This is a genomic window from Paenibacillus sp. J31P316, from assembly GCF_056269105.1.
In genome coordinates, this window is sequence record NZ_JBWDNI010000003.1 from 222156 (window position 1) to 241204 (window position 19049).

Here is a 19049-nt window from a genome sequence, read left to right on the forward strand (position 1 = left end):
ATCGTGTCACCGAGTAGACGATCTTTGCTTGTTGCCTCCGTGCTGTTGAATTGTTTGGCATCCCACATAATAATGATGGTGAGTCCAAAAAACTCAAAGACAAACAAACAAAAATGTTGGAGGGTTGTGCATGAAGGTAAGGAGAAGGTTTCTGGTAACAGTTCTTGTAACCGCTCTCATTTTGACTGCCGCTCTAACCGGGTGCGATGACGGATCGAATTCCAATTCGAAATCGCCTTCGTCGAACGCGGGAAACAAGTCTGATTCCTCTTCATCGAACAATGCGAACACATCCAAGAACGATGCAAACGAACCGGCGAAGAACGACAATTCGAACAACGCCGCCACGAACACGTCGGATGGGCAGATCAGCGAATTTCATCAGTCTGCTGCCTTGGACGGCAAGAACCTGCCGGATGTGAAAGACCGCGTGCCCGCCGATTACAAGATTACCAACGAGATGGACGAGAATCAGCTGAAGTACGAGATCGGCTCCTACGGCGGAACGCTCCGCACGGTGACATCCGTAGCGAACTGGGATGCGGACGTATTCGTCATGGATAACGAACCGCTCCTGAATACGCCAAGTATCCTCGGCGAGAAAATTACCGGCAACGTACTGAAGGATTATTTGCTCAGCGACGACCAGAAATCGATTTCGTTCCAAATGCGCAAAGGACTGAAATGGTCCGACGGCGAGCCCGTGACGACGGAGGATATCCGGTTCACGGTCGAGGACGTGCTCATGAATCCGGAGCTGACGCCGATCTTCCCGCTGTATCTTCGTTCCGGCGGCGTGGCGGAAGGCGCGCCCATGAAGCTGGAAATCATGGACGACTATAACTTCAAGCTGACGTTCGATCGGCCGTACGGCGGTCTCTTGATTCGCTTGGCCATTCAAGGCTGGCGCGGCTATACGGAGCTCCTCAAGCCCGCTCACTTCCTGAAGCAATTCCACACGAAATATACGCCGCTTGAACAGCTTGAACCCGCGATCAAGGATGCCGGATTCAAAAAAGGCGAGTGGGTCAATCTGTTCAACTTCAAAGACATTACGAACTGGAAATTGAACCATTCGGAAGCGATCGGCTTCCCGGTGCTTTATCCATGGGTCATTACGAAAGCCACGCAGAGCGTGACGACGTACGAACGCAACCCGTACTACTTCAAGGTCGATACGGCAGGCAACCAGCTGCCTTACATCGACAAAATCGAAAGCACGCTCGTGAACGACATCGAGATGGTCAGCCTCAAGACGATCGCCGGGGAAGTCGACTTCTCGCGCGAATCGGCAGCCCTCGTGAAGATGCCGCTGTACAAAGAGAACGAGAAGAACGGCTACAAGGCCGTGCTGAACAATATGCACGTTACGCCGACCGACATTTTCCTCAATCTGACGTACGATAATCCGACTTGGCAGAAGGTGGTCCAGGATGTCCGCTTCCGCAAAGCGCTCAACATGGCCATCGACCGCCAAGAGCTGATCGACACGATCTATTACGGCTTCGCGCAGCCGGGCAGCATCGAAGACCCGACGTTCGACCTGGATCAAGCCAACCAGCTGCTCGACGACATGGGCATGAAGAAGAATGCCGACGGCAAACGGCTGGGTCCGGACGGCAAAGTATTCACCATCCCGTTCGAAGTCGGCGCGCAAGCGCCGGACATCGTGCCGTACACGCAGCTGATCTCGGAAATGTGGAGAGCGCTCGGCCTGAACGTGACGATGAAAACGATCGACCAAACGCTGTGGGGTCAACGCCAAACCGCGAACGATCTGCAGGCAACCGTCATCTGGACGCACACGCCGCTCTGGTACATGGGCGACTGGGGACAAGGCCAATGGGGGCCGGTATGGGATCAGTGGCATTCGAGCTCCGGCAAGACCGGCAAAGAACCGCCTGAAGACGTGAAGAAGCTGTATGCGAAGATCGATGAAGCGATGGCTTCCAAGCCGGATGACGCCAAGCGCCTCATCGAAGAAGTGAAGCAAATGATGAAAGACAACGTGTACTACATCATCCCGCTAAGCGAAGTGAAACAGCCGCTGATCGTGAACGACAAGCTGCAAAACATCCCGACGGACAGCAGCTTCGCGATCGGAACGGACTTCAGCGGCGAGCAATTCTTCTTCAAGAAATAAGGGAGCCAGCTATTCGGCAACTCGCAGGGCCCAGCCGCCGAACTCCGGGCGGCTGGGCTCCCGAGTTCGTTTGCGCCGCTACCTGGACGGCGACAACTGTTTCACCTTGATCCACCTTGAACGGGAGGGAACCGCATGCTTAATTATATCTCCTATCGCTTGCTGCAGCTTATCCCGCTGCTGGTCGCGATCAGCATTATCGTGTTCGTCATCATTCAGCTGCCCCCGGGCGACTTTCTGACCAACTATATCCAGCAGCTTAAGCTGTCGGGCAATGACGTGTCGGAGAGCGCCATCTTGAATTTGAAGCAGGAATACGGCTTGGATAAATCGATGATCGTCCAGTACGTCTATTGGATCAAAGATATGGTGCTGCACGGCAATATGGGCCGTTCCTTCCAGTTCAATATGCCGGTTGCCGACGTGATCTGGCCGCGGCTCGGGCTGACGGTGGCGATCTCGCTGATTTCGCTGATCTTCGTATGGCTCGTCGCGATTCCGATCGGCATTTATTCGGCCACGCACCAATATTCGATTCTGGATTACGTGTTTACGTTTATCGGGTTCATCGGCGTGGCGGTCCCGGGATTTCTGATCGCGCTCGTGCTCGTCTATTTCATATTCATCGAGACCGGGGTATCGATCACGGGGCTGTTCTCTCCGGAGTACGTCGATGCGCCGTGGAGCATGGCGAAGGTGCTGGATATGCTGCCCCGGATGATCCTGCCCGTCATCGTCATCGGGATGGCATCGGCGGCCTCGCTCATCCGGATCACGCGGGGCATGCTGCTCGACGAATTATCGAAGCAATACGTCATTACCGCCAGGGCAAAGGGGGTATCGGAAGGCAGGCTGCTCTTCAAGTATCCCGTTCGGATGGCGATCAACCCGCTTATCAGCACGATCGGGTGGACGCTGCCGGCGCTGATATCGGGCGAGGTGATCGTCTCGATCGTGCTTAACCTTCAGACGACCGGGCCGATGCTGCTCAAGGCGCTGATGACGCAGGATATGTATTTGTGCGGCAGCTTTATCCTGGTGACCAGCGTCATCACCGTGCTCGGCACGCTGCTGTCGGATATTCTGCTCGCGGCGATCGATCCGCGAATCCGCTTCGGAGGTGTCGGTGAATGAGCGGGATCACGACGGTCATCAATCAACTGCGCGGCACGCGCGCAAGGCGGAAGAAGAAGACCGATCAACCGAGCATGGAAGTCGCCTCGCAATGGCAGCTGATGTGGTGGAAGTTCAAAAAGCATAAGTTGGCCGTTATTTCGGCGGTCGTTCTCATTCTCATGTACTTAATCGCGTTGTTCAGCGAATTCGTTTCACCTAATCTCTCCGCTACGCGCTTCACGGCATACAAGAATGCGCCTCCGCAGAAAATCCATTTCGTGGATGCGGAGACGGGGTTTCAGCTTCGCCCGTTCGTCTATGGCATGAAGGAAAAGATCGACGAGGAAACGTTCCTGCGAACCTTCAGCGAAGACAAGACGAAGAAATATCCCATTCAGTTCTTCGCGAAAGGCGAGCCCTACAAGATGTGGGGATTCATCCCTTCGAGCATCCATCTGTTCGGCGTGAACAATCCGGACGGCGCCCTGTTTCTGATGGGGACGGACCAGCTCGGGCATGATTTGTTCTCGCGCATTATCTATGGCGGACGCATCTCCTTATCGTTCGGTCTCGTAGGGATCGTGCTGACGCTGTTTATCGGGCTGCTGCTGGGCGGCGTTTCCGGCTACCTTGGCGGCGTCTCCGACACCATCATTCAACGGATCATCGATTTTCTGATTTGTATCCCGACGATTCCGCTGTGGATGGCGCTCTCGGCGGCGGTGCCGCGAGAGTGGTCGGCGACCCAAATGTATTTCGGCCTGATCATCATCTTCTCGATCATCGGCTGGACCGGACTCGCCCGCGTCGTGCGCGGCAAGATTCTATCGCTGCGCGAGGAAGATTTCACGATGGCGGCACGGCTCGCGGGGGCCGGCGACTTGCGCATCATTCGGAAGCATCTGCTTCCTTCCTTTGCGAGCTACATCATCGTTAACGTCACGCTGTCGATTCCCGCCACCATTCTAGGCGAAACATCCTTGAGCTTCCTTGGCATCGGGCTGCAAGCGCCCGCGGTTTCGTGGGGCGTATTGCTGCAGGATGCGCAGAACCTGGAGACGCTCGCGCATCATCCGTGGCTGCTTTGGCCGGCTGCCTTCATCATGCTGACCGTGCTCATGTTCAACTTTCTCGGAGACGGGCTTCGGGATGCGGCAGATCCTTATAAATAAGCGTCTGCTTACGAGTAGTTTTGCTCCTATTTCGCTAGATTCCGGCAAAATATACGACAAAACTTTTAGGGGGAGTTCCCGTGTCGCAGCAGGAGAACGTCATATTGGAAATGAAGGACGTCAAGGTGCAGTTCCGATTGGATGAAGGTCTTCTGAAAGCCGTCGACGGCGTCGACCTGCGCATCAAACGCGGCAAAACGCTGGGCATCGTCGGCGAGAGCGGCTGCGGCAAAAGCGTGACTTCGCAGGCGCTGCTGCGCATCGTTCCGAAGCCGGGCGAGGTGCATGGCGAAATTCGGCTGACCCGCAAGAAGAAGGACGGCACGTACGAGGTCGTCGATCTTGCCAAGCTCGATGCCCGCGGCAAAGAGATTCGGGATATTCGCGGCGCCGAGATCGCGATGATCTTCCAGGAGCCGATGAAGGCGTTCTCCCCGATTCACACCATCGGCAATCAAATTACGGAAGCGATCCTGCTTCATACGACGGACGATCGGGACGAGGCCTTCCGGATCGGCGTCGAAATCCTGAAGAAGGTCGGGATGTCCAATCCGGAACAGCGGATGAGCGAGTATCCGCATCAGCTCTCCGGCGGCATGCGCCAACGGGCGATGATTGCCATGGCGCTCTCCTGCAGCCCGTCCATTCTCATTGCCGACGAACCGACGACGGCGCTCGACGTGACGGTGCAAGCCCAGGTGCTGCAGCTGATTAACGACTTGAAATCGAGTCATGATACGTCCGTCATCTTCATTACGCATGATCTCGGCGTCATCGCGGAGATGTCCGACGACGTGGCCGTGATGTATCTGGGAAAGGTCGTCGAATATACCGACGTCGATACGCTGTTCCATCATCCGAAGCATCCGTATACGAAGGCGCTCCTCAATTCCATCCCTTCGGTAATGCGGGAGAGCAAGCGGCTCGAATCGATCGAGGGAACGGTGCCGTTTCCGATGAATTTGCCGAAGGGCTGCGGCTTTTATACGCGCTGCAAGCTGGCGCAGGACGGCGTGTGCAATGTCGAGGACGTGCCGCTCGTCGAGGTGGCGCAGGGTCATTCCGTCCGCTGTTTACTGGTGGATGAGGTCTAAATCTGAAGCGGAGGCTGAGCCATGACGCAACAGGAGTTCGTATTGGACGTCCGTTCGATGAAGAAGTATTTTCCGATCAAGCAGGGCTTCATGAAGAAAACCGTCGGCTTCGTTAGAGCCGTCGACGATGTCCATATTCAGATCCGGCCCGGCGAGACGCTCGGCCTGGTCGGGGAATCGGGCTGCGGCAAGACGACGCTCGGACGCTGCGTCCTGCGGGCGATCGAGCCGACCTCGGGAACCGCGTTATTCCAGGACCGTCAAGGTCAGGTCAAGGACGTCTTGAAGCTGAACAACCATGAGCTGCGGGCCATCCGCCGAGATATGCAGCTGATCTTCCAAGATCCGTATTCCTCGCTCAACCCGCGGATGACGGTGCTCAATATTATCGCGGAGCCGCTGATCTGCAACGGATTGGCCCGGGGGGACGAGATCAAGGAGCGCGTCAAGGAGCTGATGGAGATGGTCGGCTTGAACAGCCGGCACCTCGAGAGGTATCCGCATGCGTTCAGCGGCGGGCAGCGTCAGCGCATCGGGATCGCAAGGGCGCTGGCGACGAATCCGAAATTCATCGTCTGCGACGAAGCGGTGTCGGCGCTCGACGTATCCGTTCAGGCCCAGATTATTAATCTGCTGCAGGATTTGCAGGAGAAACTGCATCTCAGCTATCTGTTTATCTCGCATGACCTTGGCGTGATCCAGCACATCTCCAACCGGGTTGGCGTGATGTACGTCGGCAAGATGGTCGAGACGGCAGCGACGAAGGAATTGTTCCGCAATCCTCAGCATCCGTATACGGAAGCGTTGTTGTCCGCGAAGCCGGTGCCCGATCCGCGCAAGAAATCGAACCGGATCATTCTGGCGGGCGAGGTCGCCAATCCGGCCAATCCGCCTTCCGGCTGCTATTTCCATCCGCGCTGTCCGTATGCGCAGGACATCTGCAAGAGTCAGGCGCCCGAATGGAAGCAGGTCGGCGAAGGGCATTATTCGGCCTGCCATTTCGCAGGCGAACTTCAGCTGCAAGGAGCGGTTGCCCAATGACGGCCATTGCCTTGATCCTGCTTATTTTCTTGATTTGCTTGGGACTGATCATGGTCGCTTCCATCTGGTACATGCGATTCATGCTCGACAAGATCTTCGGAGAGAAGCACCGCGATCTCGAGCACATCACGTCAACCGGCATGATTCCGGAGCGCTGGTCGCTGAAGCATGCGAAGAAGATGATTCGGCTCTATGAGAAGGGCGATGACCGGGCGCTCCGCAGCGCACGGCGGACGGCTGCCCGCAGTTACTTGAGGAAGCTCCGCCGGTTATCGGCCTACGTGAAGAAAACCAATCTCGTCGAGAACGAAGAGACGCGTCAGTTCATGCTGCGCAATCTTCGGCAAGCTGCCCAAGAGTGGAGTGAAGAGGTGCATGATGGATCCATTGCTGCAGGAGCATAGAAGAGCAGCCGTTGCCGGATTTCTATCCGTCGCGCTGACCGTCATTCTCTCGTTCGTCGGCATCTTCGACTGGCTGGCGATACGAGGGGTCGTCATCGATCTGCTTTCCTATTATGGGGTGGATCCGTATGCATGGCAGGCCGTTGAATACGGAACGTTTATCGTGCTTGGCATCGTCTGGCTCGCGTTCGTCTATTATTGTCAGCATTTTTTGAAAATGCGGGCCCTTGCAGGGAAGCTGTGGCCGTCGTTCACGAAGCTGTTCGCCATTCAGCTGGCGGTGTTGTTCGGGTGTGAGCTGATCGTGTTCGCCATTGACGAGAAGAAGAACCTGACGGAAGCCTGGCTCTTGGCTGCTGCCGAGGGCATCTGCGCGCTGGTATTGTTCCTGGTATCGATCGCATTAGCGAAGAGGGCGGTTCCCTCGGACTGATAAGCCGCAAGGAATCAAGCCTAGGCAGGGGGGAAGATCATGCTCGTCGCGGAAAGGTACCAGTACATTCTAAGGATGGTCAACGAGAAAGGAAGTATCCGCGTTGCCGAGCTTAGTCAATTGTGCAAGGTGACGGAGGAAACGATACGCCGCGATCTGGACCGGCTGGAAGGCGAAGGCCGTCTGCTTCGCAGCTATGGCGGCGCGATCCGGATCGGGCCGCAGACGGAAACCCCCTACTTGCTCCGAGAGACGGTTCACGTCGCGGAGAAACAGTATATATCCACGGAAGCCGCAGCGTGCGTCGAACCCAACGAGCGTATCGTGCTGGATGCAAGCACGACGGCTTGGCATCTGGCCTCGCAGCTGCCCGACATCCCGCTGACGGTGGTGACGAATTCGCTGAAGGTCGCGTTCGTGCTCAGCGAGAAGAAGAACGTCATCGTCATCAGCACGGGCGGCACGCTCGTTCCGAACTCGCTCTCCTTCGTCGGTCCTTTGGCGGAGCAGTCGCTGGAAGAGTATTACGTGGACAAAGCGTTTATTTCCTGCAAAGGCGTCCATATGGAGCGGGGGATCTCCGAATCGAATGAGCTGCAGGCCAGGGTGAAACGGAAGATGGTCGGGATGGCGGAGCATGTGTACCTGCTGGCCGATTACAGCAAATTCAATACGCAGGCGTTTACGACGATTACGGGTTGGGACCGCATCGATCATCTCATCACGGACGCGCATACGCCTGCCGAATACGTGCAGCAGCTGCGGCGCCGATCCATCAATGTCATTCAGCTGCCGGATTGAAGGAGCGTGAGGTCATGGAACGTAATGCCGGATTGGATCTCATCCGGAGCAGCGCCATTCTGCTCGTCTTGTTCTGCCATGGGCTCGGCTTCTTCTTCATGTCGTATCATGATTTCAATCCGCTCAATTACGTGACCGGTTACTTGGGCGTCGAATTGTTTTTCGTCCTGAGCGGCTTTCTGATCGGCCGGATCTTGCTGCAGGAGGTCGTGGAGCGCGGGTCCTTGTCCCGGCTCGGCACTTTCTATGTCCGTCGTTGGTTTCGAACCTTGCCGTTATATTTGCTCGCGGTCGTGACGACCTACTTGTTCTTCAACCACCATATGAATTTGACGAATCTGGTCTTCCTGCAAAATTTCGACGAGGGGCATCTGTCCTTCCTGCCGATCTCATGGAGCCTATCGATCGAGGAATGGTTCTACCTGCTGATTCCGGTTCCGCTGCTGCTGGCGGGCAAGTTCCGCAATAAACCGGCTGCCTTCTTCGCGATCTCGGCGCTTCTTGTTCTTCTCTTCCCCATTCTGAGAATGCTCGAAGTCCACAACAACCAGCCGCTGTGGGATTACGGGGTTCGCAAGCAAATCCCGCTGCGTCTCGACAGCTTGGTATTCGGCGTCCTGCTGGCAGGGGTCAAGACGTACCATGCGGCATTTTATCGGAAATACCTGACCGGCAAATGGTCCTTGCTGATCGCCGTCTTCGGACTGGCTTATTTCAGCGGGTACTTGGTGTATACGGGGATAGCGGAGCAAACGATGGATCATTCCTGGTTCGACCGGACGCTGCTGTTCAGCGTGGTATCCTTGTTGATCGCCCTGCTGATCGCGGTCACCGAAACGCATCTTCCGCGCATGGAACGGCTTCCGCATTTGCGCGGCTTCATCGGGTTCGTCAGTGCCCAGAGCTACGGCTACTACCTGTTCCATTGGAATCTGTTCGTCTGGTTCAGCAAGGAAAATACGACCGCAAGCGTCGCCCACAGCATGTATCTGCTCCTGTTCGCGCTCATCGTGTTGATTGCATTTACCTTCGTCGTCCATCGCTACTTCGAGGTACCGATCATGAAGTTAAGGGACCTCATTACGAAGAAATCAAAGCGTCCCGCGACGCTTACGCCGACCGCTCGGGGCAATGAACCGCTTAAGCTCGATTGACTTGCGAGAGCTACTGAAGGAGGAAACAGCCCATGACCGCGCATGTGAAACCGCCGATCGCAGCCGCCGAAATCGAAAGCGCGATCAGCCGTCATCTCGGAGAAGGCGCGACGGCGATCGCGCCCGTGAACGGCGGGAATTTAAGCAGCGTATTCGCTTTCAGCCTGCAAGGCAAGGGATACATCATTAAATTCAGCGATATGGAGCATGCGTACGAGACGGAAGCGTTCGTCTCGCAGCTGCTCCGAAAGCACGGCATTCCGTTCCCGAGATGCTTGGGGCAAGGCAAGTCAGGCAGCCTGGCGTATTCGATCCTGGAGAAGATACCCGGTCATAATCTGGTTGACTGCACCGCCTCGGAGCAAGCCGACCAGCTTCCGGAGCTGATCGGCATGCTGACTGCGATGAACCGTATCGATGTGGGGGATTCCGGCGGCTATGGCTGGATCAAGCCCGACGGCATGGGCACCTATCCGACATGGAGGGCCTATGTCGCCGCATTCTTTGCCGAAGAGCAGACCGGCTTCTGGGAAGGGTGGTACGATATTCCCGGCTTGGAGAAGGATGTGGCAGCGGAGTGCCGCGAGCGGCTGTTGGCCTATTCGGCCTTCAATGAACCGCACCGGCATTTTATCCATGGCGACGTTTCCCCTTGGAATATTCTATCGAACGGCAAGCAAATCACCGGCATTATTGACGGCAATTGCGCCTATGGCGACTTTCTCGTCGATGTGGCCACCTTGAAAATCATGTCCGGAGAATTGGATGTCGTGCAAGCCTACAGGGAGCACAACGAGCGAATGGGCATTTACATACCGGACTTCGACGAACGAATGATCGGCGCTAGCTATTTCAAGGGACTGGACGGACTTCGTTTCTTTGCCAAGATGGGCTGGGACGACGCCTATCGGAATATGCGGAAATTTCTCTTGTCGTTAACGAGCTGACCCGGTCAACCAAAAAGGAGGCTGTCATTCGTGGCACTGTTCATGGTGAAAGACGCGACATGCGAGTACCGGGCCGAAGCGCTGGGCATCGGAGCGGAGCGCCCGCGGTTCAGCTGGAGAATCGAATCGGACCGCCGCGGAACGCTGCAGAGCGCCTATCGGATCCGGGTTGCCGGCAGCGACGGGGATTTCGCCTCGCCGCTCTGGGATACCGGACGGGTGGAGTCGGAGGATTCGATTCAGCTGTCCTATGACGGACCGAAGCTGGCATCTCGTACCCGGTATTTCTATCAAGTGCAGGCATGGAACCAAGCCGGCGAGCAATCCGAATGGAGCGGGACGTCCTGGTTCGAGACGGGCCTGCTCGACAGCCGGGAGTGGACGGCCTGCTGGATTACGCCGGATACGCGCGAGATCGATCCGCAGTCGGAAGCGTCATTCCTGCTGCGCAAAGGCTTCGACTTGCATAAGGAAGTCGCCTCGGCGCGTATCTATGCGACGGCCGCCGGCGTCTACGAGCTGTATGTGAATGAAGAGACCGTATCGGAGGATGCGCTCGCTCCAGGCTGGACCAGTTATTCGAGCCGGCTTCAATATCAGACGTATGACGTGACGGCGCTGCTGCGGCAGGGGAGCAATGCCATCGGCGTCCAGCTCGGCGACGGCTGGTACAAGAGCGGCCTGGGCTTCGAAGGGAAGAACTTTCGATACGGGGAGCATCGCGCGGCGCTAGTTCAGCTTCATATCACTTTCCAAGACGGCTCGGAAACCGTCCTTGCGACCGATGAGAGCTGGAAAGCGGAGACGGGGCCGATTCTGTATGCCACGATTTATCATGGCGAGACTTACGATGCGAGATTGGAGCTAGCCGGTTGGAATGGACCGGAGTTCGCCGAGGACGATTGGAAGCGAGCCGAAACGCTCGACCTGCCAATGGATATTCTGGTGGCGCAGGAAAATTGGCCGACGCGGGTGACCGAGACGATCCGCCCGATTGCAAGCTTCGTTACGCCGGCCGGCGATCATGTGCTCGACCTGGGGCAGAACATGGTCGGCCGCATGCGATTCTCCCTTACCGCGCCTGCCGGAACCACTATCGTGCTGAGTCATGCGGAGGTGCTCGGTCAGGACGGGAACATCTATTTCGGCAATCTTCGTTCCGCCAAACAGCGGGTCGCGTACACGGCTAGAGGAGAAGGGACAGAGAGTTATGCGCCGCATTTCTCGTTCATGGGCTTCCGCTACGTCAAGGTAGAGGGTTATCCCGGCGCCGAGAACGGGCTGCCGCTCGATGCTTTCGTCGGGGAAGTGATGCATTCCGACATGGCGCCGGCCGGAGCGTTCGAGTGCTCGGACGAGATGGTGAACCGGCTGCAAGCGAACATCAAGTGGGGACAGCGGGGCAATTTCCTCGATGTGCCTACCGACTGCCCGCAGCGCGACGAGAGACTCGGCTGGACCGGCGACGCGCAGGTGTTCATCAGCACGGCTTTGTTCAACTACCAAGGGGCGCCGTTCTTTACCAAATGGCTGCGCGACTTGAAGGCGGAGCAGCATGCGGACGGCGGCGTGCCGTTCGTCGTTCCGGACGTCATCGGCGGCGCGAACTCGGCTGCCTGGAGCGATGCGGCCGTCATTTGTCCTTGGACGGTCTATCAATATTACGGGGACCGGCGATTGCTGGCCGAGCAATTCGAGAGCATGAAAGCATGGGTGGCGTTCATCCGCGCGCAAGGCGAGAACGAATATTTGTGGAACACGGGCTTTCATTTCGGCGATTGGCTCGGACTGGATGCCAAGGAGAACAGCTATATCGGAGCGACGCCGAGAGAACTCGTGGCAACGGCGTATTACGCCTATTCCGCGCGCATCGTGAGGGACGCCGCGCTAGCGCTCGGCAGGATGGAAGAGGCTCAAAGCTATGGCGAGCTTCACCGACGGGTCGTGCAGGCATTCCGCGACGAATTCATATCGCCGAACGGCCGAATCACGGCACCGACGCAAACCGCTCACGTGCTCGTGCTGATGTTCGATCTTGCGGAAGAGCATGTTCGCGGCCGGGTGGCCCGGGAGCTGAACGAGCTGATCGCCGAGAACGGCTACCATCTGACGACCGGCTTCGTCGGCACGCCGTATCTGTGCTTCGCGCTATCGCAGAACGGCTATCACGATACGGCCGTGAAGCTGCTGCTGCAGACCAGCTATCCGGGTTGGCTGTATTCCGTGTCCAAAGGCGCGACGACCATATGGGAACACTGGGACAGCATCAAGGACGACGGTTCATTCTGGAGCGACGATATGAATTCGTTCAACCATTACGCATACGGAGCGATCGGCGATTGGATGTACCGGAAGGTGGCCGGTCTCGATATGGATGCGGCCGTGCCGGCCTTCAAGCGCATCCGGATCGAGCCGATGTTCGGCATGAACAAGCTGACGTATGCGCGGACTTCACATCAATCGATGTATGGGCGGATCGAAGCAGGCTGGAGCATCGAGAACGGGAAGCAGATTGAAGTCACGGTGCGGATTCCGGACAATTGCACGGCGGAGGTGATCTTGCGCGGAGCGACGATCGCGAGTCTAACGGAGGGCGGTCAGCCGATCGGAACGGCCCAAGGGATCGTCTCCGTCTCCGATACGGCAGAGGGCGCGAAGCTCGATATCGGTTCCGGCCTCTACCGTTTCGCCTATGAGAACGGGGATATTTTCCGCAATCGCTACAATGCCGAGACGAAGCTCGAAGAGCTGTTGAGCGACGAAGCGGCAGCCGGCGTGCTGCAGAACCATATTCCGCAAGCGTTTGCCGGTCCGTCCCTGCTCTTCATTAAGAAGCTGAGCTTGCGGCAGGTTTTCGAAAACCCGATGTCCAATATGACGGTCGCACAGTTCGATGCGATTCTAGCTGATTTAACGGCAATCGGTTAAGCAGGAACCAGGCTTCACCTTATACGCACTTCACGACAGACGTACTTCACAGTAAGCGCGCATCCCCAGACGCTTGACGGGTTTGGGGATTTTTTGCTGTTTCGGAACGTATTTCGATCGGCTTGTCTATCCGAATTGTGATAGTATACTAGTGATATTTCATAGCAGGGAATTGCTGGGGAAGATAATCCATCATCCGAGGGGTGCGACATGGAAACAGAACCGAGAACGGCTGCAGCGGAATTGGACCGGGTACGATCGCAGTTCCACTTTACGACGCGAAAGGGCTGGATCGGCGAACCGATCGATTTCTATCGCGAGCATGGACGTTGGCATCTGCGGTATGAACGTCATTGCTACGAGAATCAAGCATCGGATAAGCGGATCGGCCATGCGATCAGCAGCGATTTGGTCCACTGGCGCGAAGCGGAAGACGATGGCGACAGCGATGGTAATGGCCATGGCAATGGAAGGCAGACGCCAACCGGGAATAACGAAAGGGAGTTCGCGTCCCGTTTCACGCAGCTGTCGGTCGAAGGCGATAAGGAACAAACGAAATGGCTTTGCTTTCATGAGGATCATTCGTATTCGATCGGATCTATGGAGGAGCAGCTTTTCGTAGCCGAGAGCGATCGCGCCGCGTTGTGGCATGGAAGCCATTCCGAATTATGGACGCATAAGACTGACGATAACCGCTGTTTGCTTATCGGTTCGACCCAAGGAAAACATGATCCGCAGATCCCGTCCAATCAACGGCTGCTCGTTCCCGTGGAGTTGAAATTACGGCAGACGGAGAGCGGAATCAAGCTTCAGGCTGCGCCGGTCCAAGAGCTGCAAAACCTGCGCGTCTGGCAGAGAAGCTGGTCGGACATCGAAATCGATGCCGCGCGAAGCTTCGAGGAGAGCCTGCGTTTCCGAATCGGTCCGGACGAATGGCCGGGCATTCGTATTCTGCCGGCAGCAGACGAGCCGGATGATATCTATTCGGACTTGTTGGAAGTGCTGCTGGAGCTCGAGACGGATGCGGATAGTCAGATAGAAGTCGGTCTCTACGGGATCGACATCGCAGTGGACATGGGGCGGCAAACGATCCAATGCGGCGGCGTAATCGCTCCATTGACGCAAGGAAGCGGAACGCTGAAGCTTCAGCTGCTGCTGGATCGAGTATCCTTGGAGCTTTTCGCCTGCGACGGCGAGGTTGCCATAAGCCTGCCTGTAGACCCGCAATATGATCAGTGGAAAATTCGATTGTCTTGCCGGGAAGGGAAAGCACGAGCGGCTTCGGTCGAGGTATTCGGCCTTCGCGGCATATGGCCGACTGAGGATGAAGAGCTGCTGATTAATGAAGCGGTCAAGGACGATACGATCATCTACCGTTCGGATAGCTACACGATCTATAACAATCGCATCGAAGACATTGTCTATGGGGAGCCGCCTGCTTACGTTCCTGATCGCGATACGATTCTTTCCCCAACCCGCGCGATCGAAGAATTTATTTGGCGTCGAACCGAGTGGAGCGACATGACGCGCGTCATCGATCGCGGCAATGTGTGGCATCCGAAAGCGGGAATCGCGGAGCTGCCCGATATCCGCACGGGCCATGCGACGATCGACGCGGCGTACCGCCTGGCAGCCGACGTGTTCTACCGATGCGGCTCGCAAGAGTTTGCCCGTCCCGGCGAGGAAGGCATGTGGACCGCCGGGCAATTCCAAGGCCCCGGCGACGGCTTCGGCGTATGGGTCAGAGATACCGCGCATGTCGCCATTCGCATGGGGAACCTGTTGGACCCGGAAGGCGCTAGACGATCGCTGCTCTTTACGACGAGCGGCGGCTTCGATAACGGCGTCGACGGCACGGCGATGCCCATCGTCGGCATCTGGGATTATTATTTGGCAACGGGCGATCTGTCGTTGATTCAGGAGACCTGGCAGAGTCTCAGAGCAAGGATCGCCAAGCTTGAAGAGAGCTTCGACCCGGAGCAGGGCTTGATTCCGGCCGACCAATCGACCTCCAACGATGCTTTTCCGGAGCCCGAATGCGGCGGTTTCGCCCTTGCAACCGAATTGTATTTCATGGAGGCATTCCGCGCGATGTCCCGCATGGGATTCCATATGGGCGAGCCGGAATGGCAAGTCAAGGATTGGGCAGACAGGGGAGCGCTTCTTCTTCGGAATATTCAAAGCCAGTATTGGAAGAAGGAGGAAGGCTATTTCACGAGCGGTCCGATCGGCAGCGAAAGCTACCGGAACGGCTACTGGGAATCCGCCGGGCAGGAGCTCGCGCTGTGGCCGCGCTTCGGCGTCGCCACCGGGGAGCAGCGGCGGAGCATTCTGAATCGGCTGCCCGAGGTGGCGATGAACGAGTTCGGGGTCAACGTCTTTCCTTATCGCCCGGAGACCAACCACTTCTGCAATTCCGCTTGGGTCGTATGGACGAGCGGCATGGCGGCAGCCGCGGGGCGGGAAGGGCGGCTCGATCTGTTGATGACGTTCATTGCGCAGCAGACGCGAAGCAGCGTAATGAATAAGACTTTCTATGAAGCGATCGATTACAAGACCGGGAAGGCTTGGCGCTGGCCGGGGCAATTGTGGCATGCCGCCGGGTTTATATCCTACTTTTTCTTGGGCGTATTGGGATTGGAGTACGGAGAGCAAGGCGTGAGTTTCGCTCCGGCCGTTCCCGAGACGCTGCGCGATCTTCGCGTAGAGAAGCTTCGTTATCGGAAGGCCGAATTCGATATCGTGATCCATGGCTGGGGTACGGAGTTCGCGATGACATGCGACGGCAATCCGGTAAGCCGGATTCCAGCCGAGATTGAAGGCAGGCACTTGATCGAGTTTCGGGCCATGAATCTATAGCTCTTTCCACCGCATCGAACCTTGATGGCCAGCATTCTGGGCCGTCAAGGTTTTTTAGTTTGCGAACGGCCGGGCTGCGGCTTGCCGAAATTATTCCTCCTCCATTACACTATTGGAGGTACAATCTATTAGCGGCTAATAGATTAACAGCAAATAGATTTGCAAGCGCTTACTAGTATTTCGGGTGCGATACTTAGCGACGAAGCCGTATCCAATCATCTCGGACATCGATTCTATGAAACTCGGACTATCCGCCGCTTTTCCGATTCGTTACGATGGTGTAATTAAGCGCGAACGCGGCGCGACCTCCAAGGTCAGACCGATACTCTACAGAAGGCGGTCGTTGGACTCATGAGATGGACATCAAGGCTGTTATCCCCGTTCCGATTCCGCAAAGTCCGAAGCCGGTTCATGGCCGCCATGATCCTGCTGGCCGTGCCTCCGCTGTTTCTCCTCGGATATATTTCCTTCAACATCGCCAAGGATACGCTGACGCGTACCATTTCGCAGACGAACATCGACCATTTGGAGACGTCCAGCGAAGTGGCCGATTTGTTGTTCCGCAACATCATTAGCTTGAATCGCTCGATCGTCTTGAACGACGAGATTCGGAATGACCTGCGGGATAGCGAGATCAATACGAGCGTGCAGCAGAGCGAGATGAACGCCACCACCAGCAGCCGGCTGCAGTGGGTCATCAACAGCGACTCGTACGATTCGCGTTATGTCAACTCGCTGTGCGTGCTGGATCTCTATTACCAAACCTATTGTCTCGGCAAATCCGACGACGCGGGCGTCTACGAGACGCCGACCAAGAAGCGGGACATCGAAGCGACGGACTGGTACAAGCGCGCCGTCGACGCCAAAGGCAGAGTGGTGTTCTTCGACTATAACGTGCTCGGCGACGCGCCCAATACGTTCTCGACGGTCAAGCTGTTCCGCGATTCCGGCGATCCGAACGGCCGAACGATCGGCCTGCTGATCGTGAATCTATCGAAGACGATGTTCGGCAGCGTATTCAGCGAGAGTCATAATAACGGACTGTTCATGGCGGTGGATTCCTCGCAGGATGCGCTTAAGGTGGTTTATCCCGAGGAGAAGCCGCTCGATTTGCCGAAGATGGCGGGCAGCTTGACCGGCGCGGAGAACAAGCTGCGCGAGCAAGGGTACCTCGTCAGCGAGTATCGGAACCAGACGACGGGCTGGACGCTGCTCCACCTGATGAAGAAGAAGGAGCTGCTGAAGCAGTCGAATCGGATCGGCACGGCGACGACCTTGATCGGTTCCTTGATCGCGCTGGTGGCGCTGCTGCTCTCGGTCATCATCTCGGGCACGATCACGAAGCCGCTCATTCAGATCAAGAAAATGATGGTCGATTGGAACAAAGGCGTGCGGGAGTTCGGCGGCAAATTTCCGCAGGACGAAGTGGGTACGATCGGCGAGACGTTCAAGCGGATCTCGTCGGAGAACGAGGAGCTGTCCGCGAGGCTCGTCCATTCGGAGCTGAAGGAGAGGGAAGCCGAGCTGCGCGCGCTCCAGGCGCAGATCAAGCCCCATTTTCTATATAACACGCTGGATTCGATTTATTGGATGGCCCGCCTGCAGAAGAATCAGGAGGCCGCCCAGATGGCGCTTTCGTTGTCCGAGAGCTTCAAGCTCAGCCTGAATAAGGGCAAAGAGACGATTCCCGTCTATAAGGAGCTGCAGCACATCGATCATTATATGACGATCCAGAACATTCGGTATAACAATCGCTTCACCTATCATGCGGATATCGACGAATCGATCATGGGCATGGAGATATTGAAGCTGATCGTGCAGCCTCTCGTGGAGAATGCGATCTATCACGGCCTCGAGCCTAAGCTTGGCGCGGGGAAGATCGAGGTAACGGGGAGAAAAGAAGGCGATTATCTCGTGTTCGTCGTCGAGGATGACGGGGTAGGCATCGTCGATATGTCGGTGATCGACAAAGGGTACGGACTTACGAACGTGAAGGACCGCATCGAGCTCTATTACGGGGAGACCAGCGTCTTCCGGATGACAAGCGAAGCGGGCGTCGGCACCAAGGTGGAAGTCAAATTCAAACCCTATCGCGAGGAGGCGTAAGCGATGCTTAAAGCTGTCGTGTTCGACGATGAGTATATCGTGATCGAGGCGCTGCGTACGCTTATCGATTGGACCGGCCTGGAGGTCGAGCTGGTAGGCACGGCCGGCGACGGCATTACCGCACTGGAGATCTTCAGGCAAGAGAGACCCGATATCGTGCTGACCGATATCCGGATGCCCGGCATGGACGGCCTGCAGCTGATTCGGGAGATCATGCGCGAAGCCGAGGACACCTGCTGCATCGTATTCAGCGGCTTCAACGAATTCGAATACGTGAAGGAGGCGCTCCAGCTCGGCGTGACCGATTATTTGGAGAAGCCGATTACGGACGTGAGCGTGGAGCGGTCCTTGCGCAAGGCAGTGGACAGAATCGGCAGTCGGCGCGAGACGATGGAAATTCGGCGCAAGTGGGAAGAGAGTCAGAGGGAGCTGCTCGAGAAAGCGCATCTGGATGACCAGGCTTTGGATGACCGGCATGTGCCGAAGACCTCCGCGGTCGGCCGGGCGCGCACGTATATCGTCCAGCATGTGAACCGCGACCTTTCGCTGCAGGAAGTGGCCGATCACGTGGGGATGAACGCGGCTTACTTGAGCGTGTTGTTCAAGGAAGAGACAGGCGAGACCTATATCAAATTTCTGACCCGCTACCGTATGGAACTGGCCAAAATGCTGCTTCGCAAGGGCTTGAAGGTGAACGAGGTAAGCGAGCGCGTGGGCTACCATACGTATCGGCATTTCTCGGAGGTATTCAAGAAATGGACAGGGACCACCCCGGGGCATTATCGGGACCCGATCTAAAAAAAACGGACGCCGAACAATGAAATGACCTACTAAACAGACCAGAGAGCTGA

General features: G+C 56.7%; 14 protein-coding genes. All 14 read left to right on the forward strand.

All coding sequences use genetic code 11. The features are described 5' to 3' along the window. The first annotated feature begins 130 nt into the window (after positions 1–130). On the forward strand, positions 131–2143 hold the full coding sequence (locus AC0YNU_RS12200; protein WP_475756675.1) for an ABC transporter substrate-binding protein: 2013 nt from the start codon (positions 131–133) through the stop codon (positions 2141–2143). Between the two features lie 135 nt (positions 2144–2278). After that, on the forward strand, positions 2279–3277 hold the full coding sequence (locus AC0YNU_RS12205; RefSeq protein WP_475756677.1) for an ABC transporter permease: 999 nt from the start codon (positions 2279–2281) through the stop codon (positions 3275–3277). Continuing rightward, on the forward strand, positions 3274–4431 hold the full coding sequence (locus tag AC0YNU_RS12210) for an ABC transporter permease (RefSeq protein WP_475756679.1): 1158 nt from the start codon (positions 3274–3276) through the stop codon (positions 4429–4431). Before AC0YNU_RS12205 ends, AC0YNU_RS12210 begins: the two co-directional genes overlap by 4 nt. 80 nt (positions 4432–4511) lie before the next feature. Beyond that, complete coding sequence (locus tag AC0YNU_RS12215) at positions 4512–5525, forward strand: ABC transporter ATP-binding protein (protein WP_475756682.1); 1014 nt, start codon at positions 4512–4514, stop codon at positions 5523–5525. A gap of 21 nt (positions 5526–5546) precedes the next feature. Next, entirely contained in the window at positions 5547–6566 is a 1020-nt protein-coding gene (locus AC0YNU_RS12220) for an ABC transporter ATP-binding protein (RefSeq protein ID WP_475756684.1), read from the forward strand. After that, entirely contained in the window at positions 6563–6970 is a 408-nt protein-coding gene (locus AC0YNU_RS12225) for a hypothetical protein (protein ID WP_475756686.1), read from the forward strand. Before AC0YNU_RS12220 ends, AC0YNU_RS12225 begins: the two co-directional genes overlap by 4 nt. Continuing rightward, positions 6942–7403, forward strand: coding sequence for a hypothetical protein (locus AC0YNU_RS12230; protein ID WP_475756688.1), 462 nt, complete (start codon positions 6942–6944; stop codon positions 7401–7403). The genes AC0YNU_RS12225 and AC0YNU_RS12230 overlap by 29 nt, the downstream gene beginning before the upstream one ends. Positions 7404–7442: 39 nt before the next feature. After that, positions 7443–8204 (forward strand): DeoR/GlpR family DNA-binding transcription regulator, encoded by a 762-nt coding sequence (locus AC0YNU_RS12235; RefSeq protein ID WP_475756691.1) that lies wholly within the window; start codon positions 7443–7445, stop codon positions 8202–8204. Positions 8205–8218: 14 nt separating this feature from the next. Beyond that, positions 8219–9358, forward strand: coding sequence for an acyltransferase family protein (locus AC0YNU_RS12240; RefSeq protein WP_475756693.1), 1140 nt, complete (start codon positions 8219–8221; stop codon positions 9356–9358). 32 nt (positions 9359–9390) lie between these two features. After that, positions 9391–10305 (forward strand): phosphotransferase family protein, encoded by a 915-nt coding sequence (locus tag AC0YNU_RS12245; RefSeq protein WP_475756695.1) that lies wholly within the window; start codon positions 9391–9393, stop codon positions 10303–10305. Positions 10306–10335: 30 nt separating this feature from the next. Beyond that, positions 10336–13233: a family 78 glycoside hydrolase catalytic domain gene (locus tag AC0YNU_RS12250; protein WP_475756697.1), complete on the forward strand. Its 2898-nt coding sequence runs from the start codon at positions 10336–10338 to the stop codon at positions 13231–13233. 210 nt (positions 13234–13443) lie between these two features. Then, positions 13444–16092 (forward strand): GH32 C-terminal domain-containing protein, encoded by a 2649-nt coding sequence (locus AC0YNU_RS12255; protein ID WP_475756699.1) that lies wholly within the window; start codon positions 13444–13446, stop codon positions 16090–16092. A 351-nt stretch (positions 16093–16443) separates the two neighbouring features. Continuing rightward, complete coding sequence (locus AC0YNU_RS12260) at positions 16444–18198, forward strand: cache domain-containing sensor histidine kinase (protein ID WP_475756701.1); 1755 nt, start codon at positions 16444–16446, stop codon at positions 18196–18198. Positions 18199–18201: 3 nt separating this feature from the next. Next, complete coding sequence (locus tag AC0YNU_RS12265; protein ID WP_475756703.1) at positions 18202–18996, forward strand: response regulator transcription factor; 795 nt, start codon at positions 18202–18204, stop codon at positions 18994–18996. Positions 18997–19049 lie beyond the last annotated feature (53 nt).

Bases quoted from the DNA above. Each gene is read 5' to 3' on its own strand.
- AC0YNU_RS12200 (WP_475756675.1), top strand. From the start codon at position 131: ATGAAGGTAAGGAGAAGGTTTCTGGTAACAGTTCTTGTAACCGCTCTC.
- AC0YNU_RS12205 (WP_475756677.1), top strand. From the start codon at position 2,279: ATGCTTAATTATATCTCCTATCGCTTGCTGCAGCTTATCCCGCTGCTG.
- AC0YNU_RS12210 (WP_475756679.1), top strand. From the start codon at position 3,274: ATGAGCGGGATCACGACGGTCATCAATCAACTGCGCGGCACGCGCGCA.
- AC0YNU_RS12220 (WP_475756684.1), top strand. From the start codon at position 5,547: ATGACGCAACAGGAGTTCGTATTGGACGTCCGTTCGATGAAGAAGTAT.
- AC0YNU_RS12225 (WP_475756686.1), top strand. From the start codon at position 6,563: ATGACGGCCATTGCCTTGATCCTGCTTATTTTCTTGATTTGCTTGGGA.
- AC0YNU_RS12230 (WP_475756688.1), top strand. From the start codon at position 6,942: ATGATGGATCCATTGCTGCAGGAGCATAGAAGAGCAGCCGTTGCCGGA.
- AC0YNU_RS12235 (WP_475756691.1), top strand. From the start codon at position 7,443: ATGCTCGTCGCGGAAAGGTACCAGTACATTCTAAGGATGGTCAACGAG.
- AC0YNU_RS12240 (WP_475756693.1), top strand. From the start codon at position 8,219: ATGGAACGTAATGCCGGATTGGATCTCATCCGGAGCAGCGCCATTCTG.
- AC0YNU_RS12245 (WP_475756695.1), top strand. From the start codon at position 9,391: ATGACCGCGCATGTGAAACCGCCGATCGCAGCCGCCGAAATCGAAAGC.
- AC0YNU_RS12255 (WP_475756699.1), top strand. From the start codon at position 13,444: ATGGAAACAGAACCGAGAACGGCTGCAGCGGAATTGGACCGGGTACGA.
- AC0YNU_RS12260 (WP_475756701.1), top strand. From the start codon at position 16,444: ATGAGATGGACATCAAGGCTGTTATCCCCGTTCCGATTCCGCAAAGTC.
- AC0YNU_RS12265 (WP_475756703.1), top strand. From the start codon at position 18,202: ATGCTTAAAGCTGTCGTGTTCGACGATGAGTATATCGTGATCGAGGCG.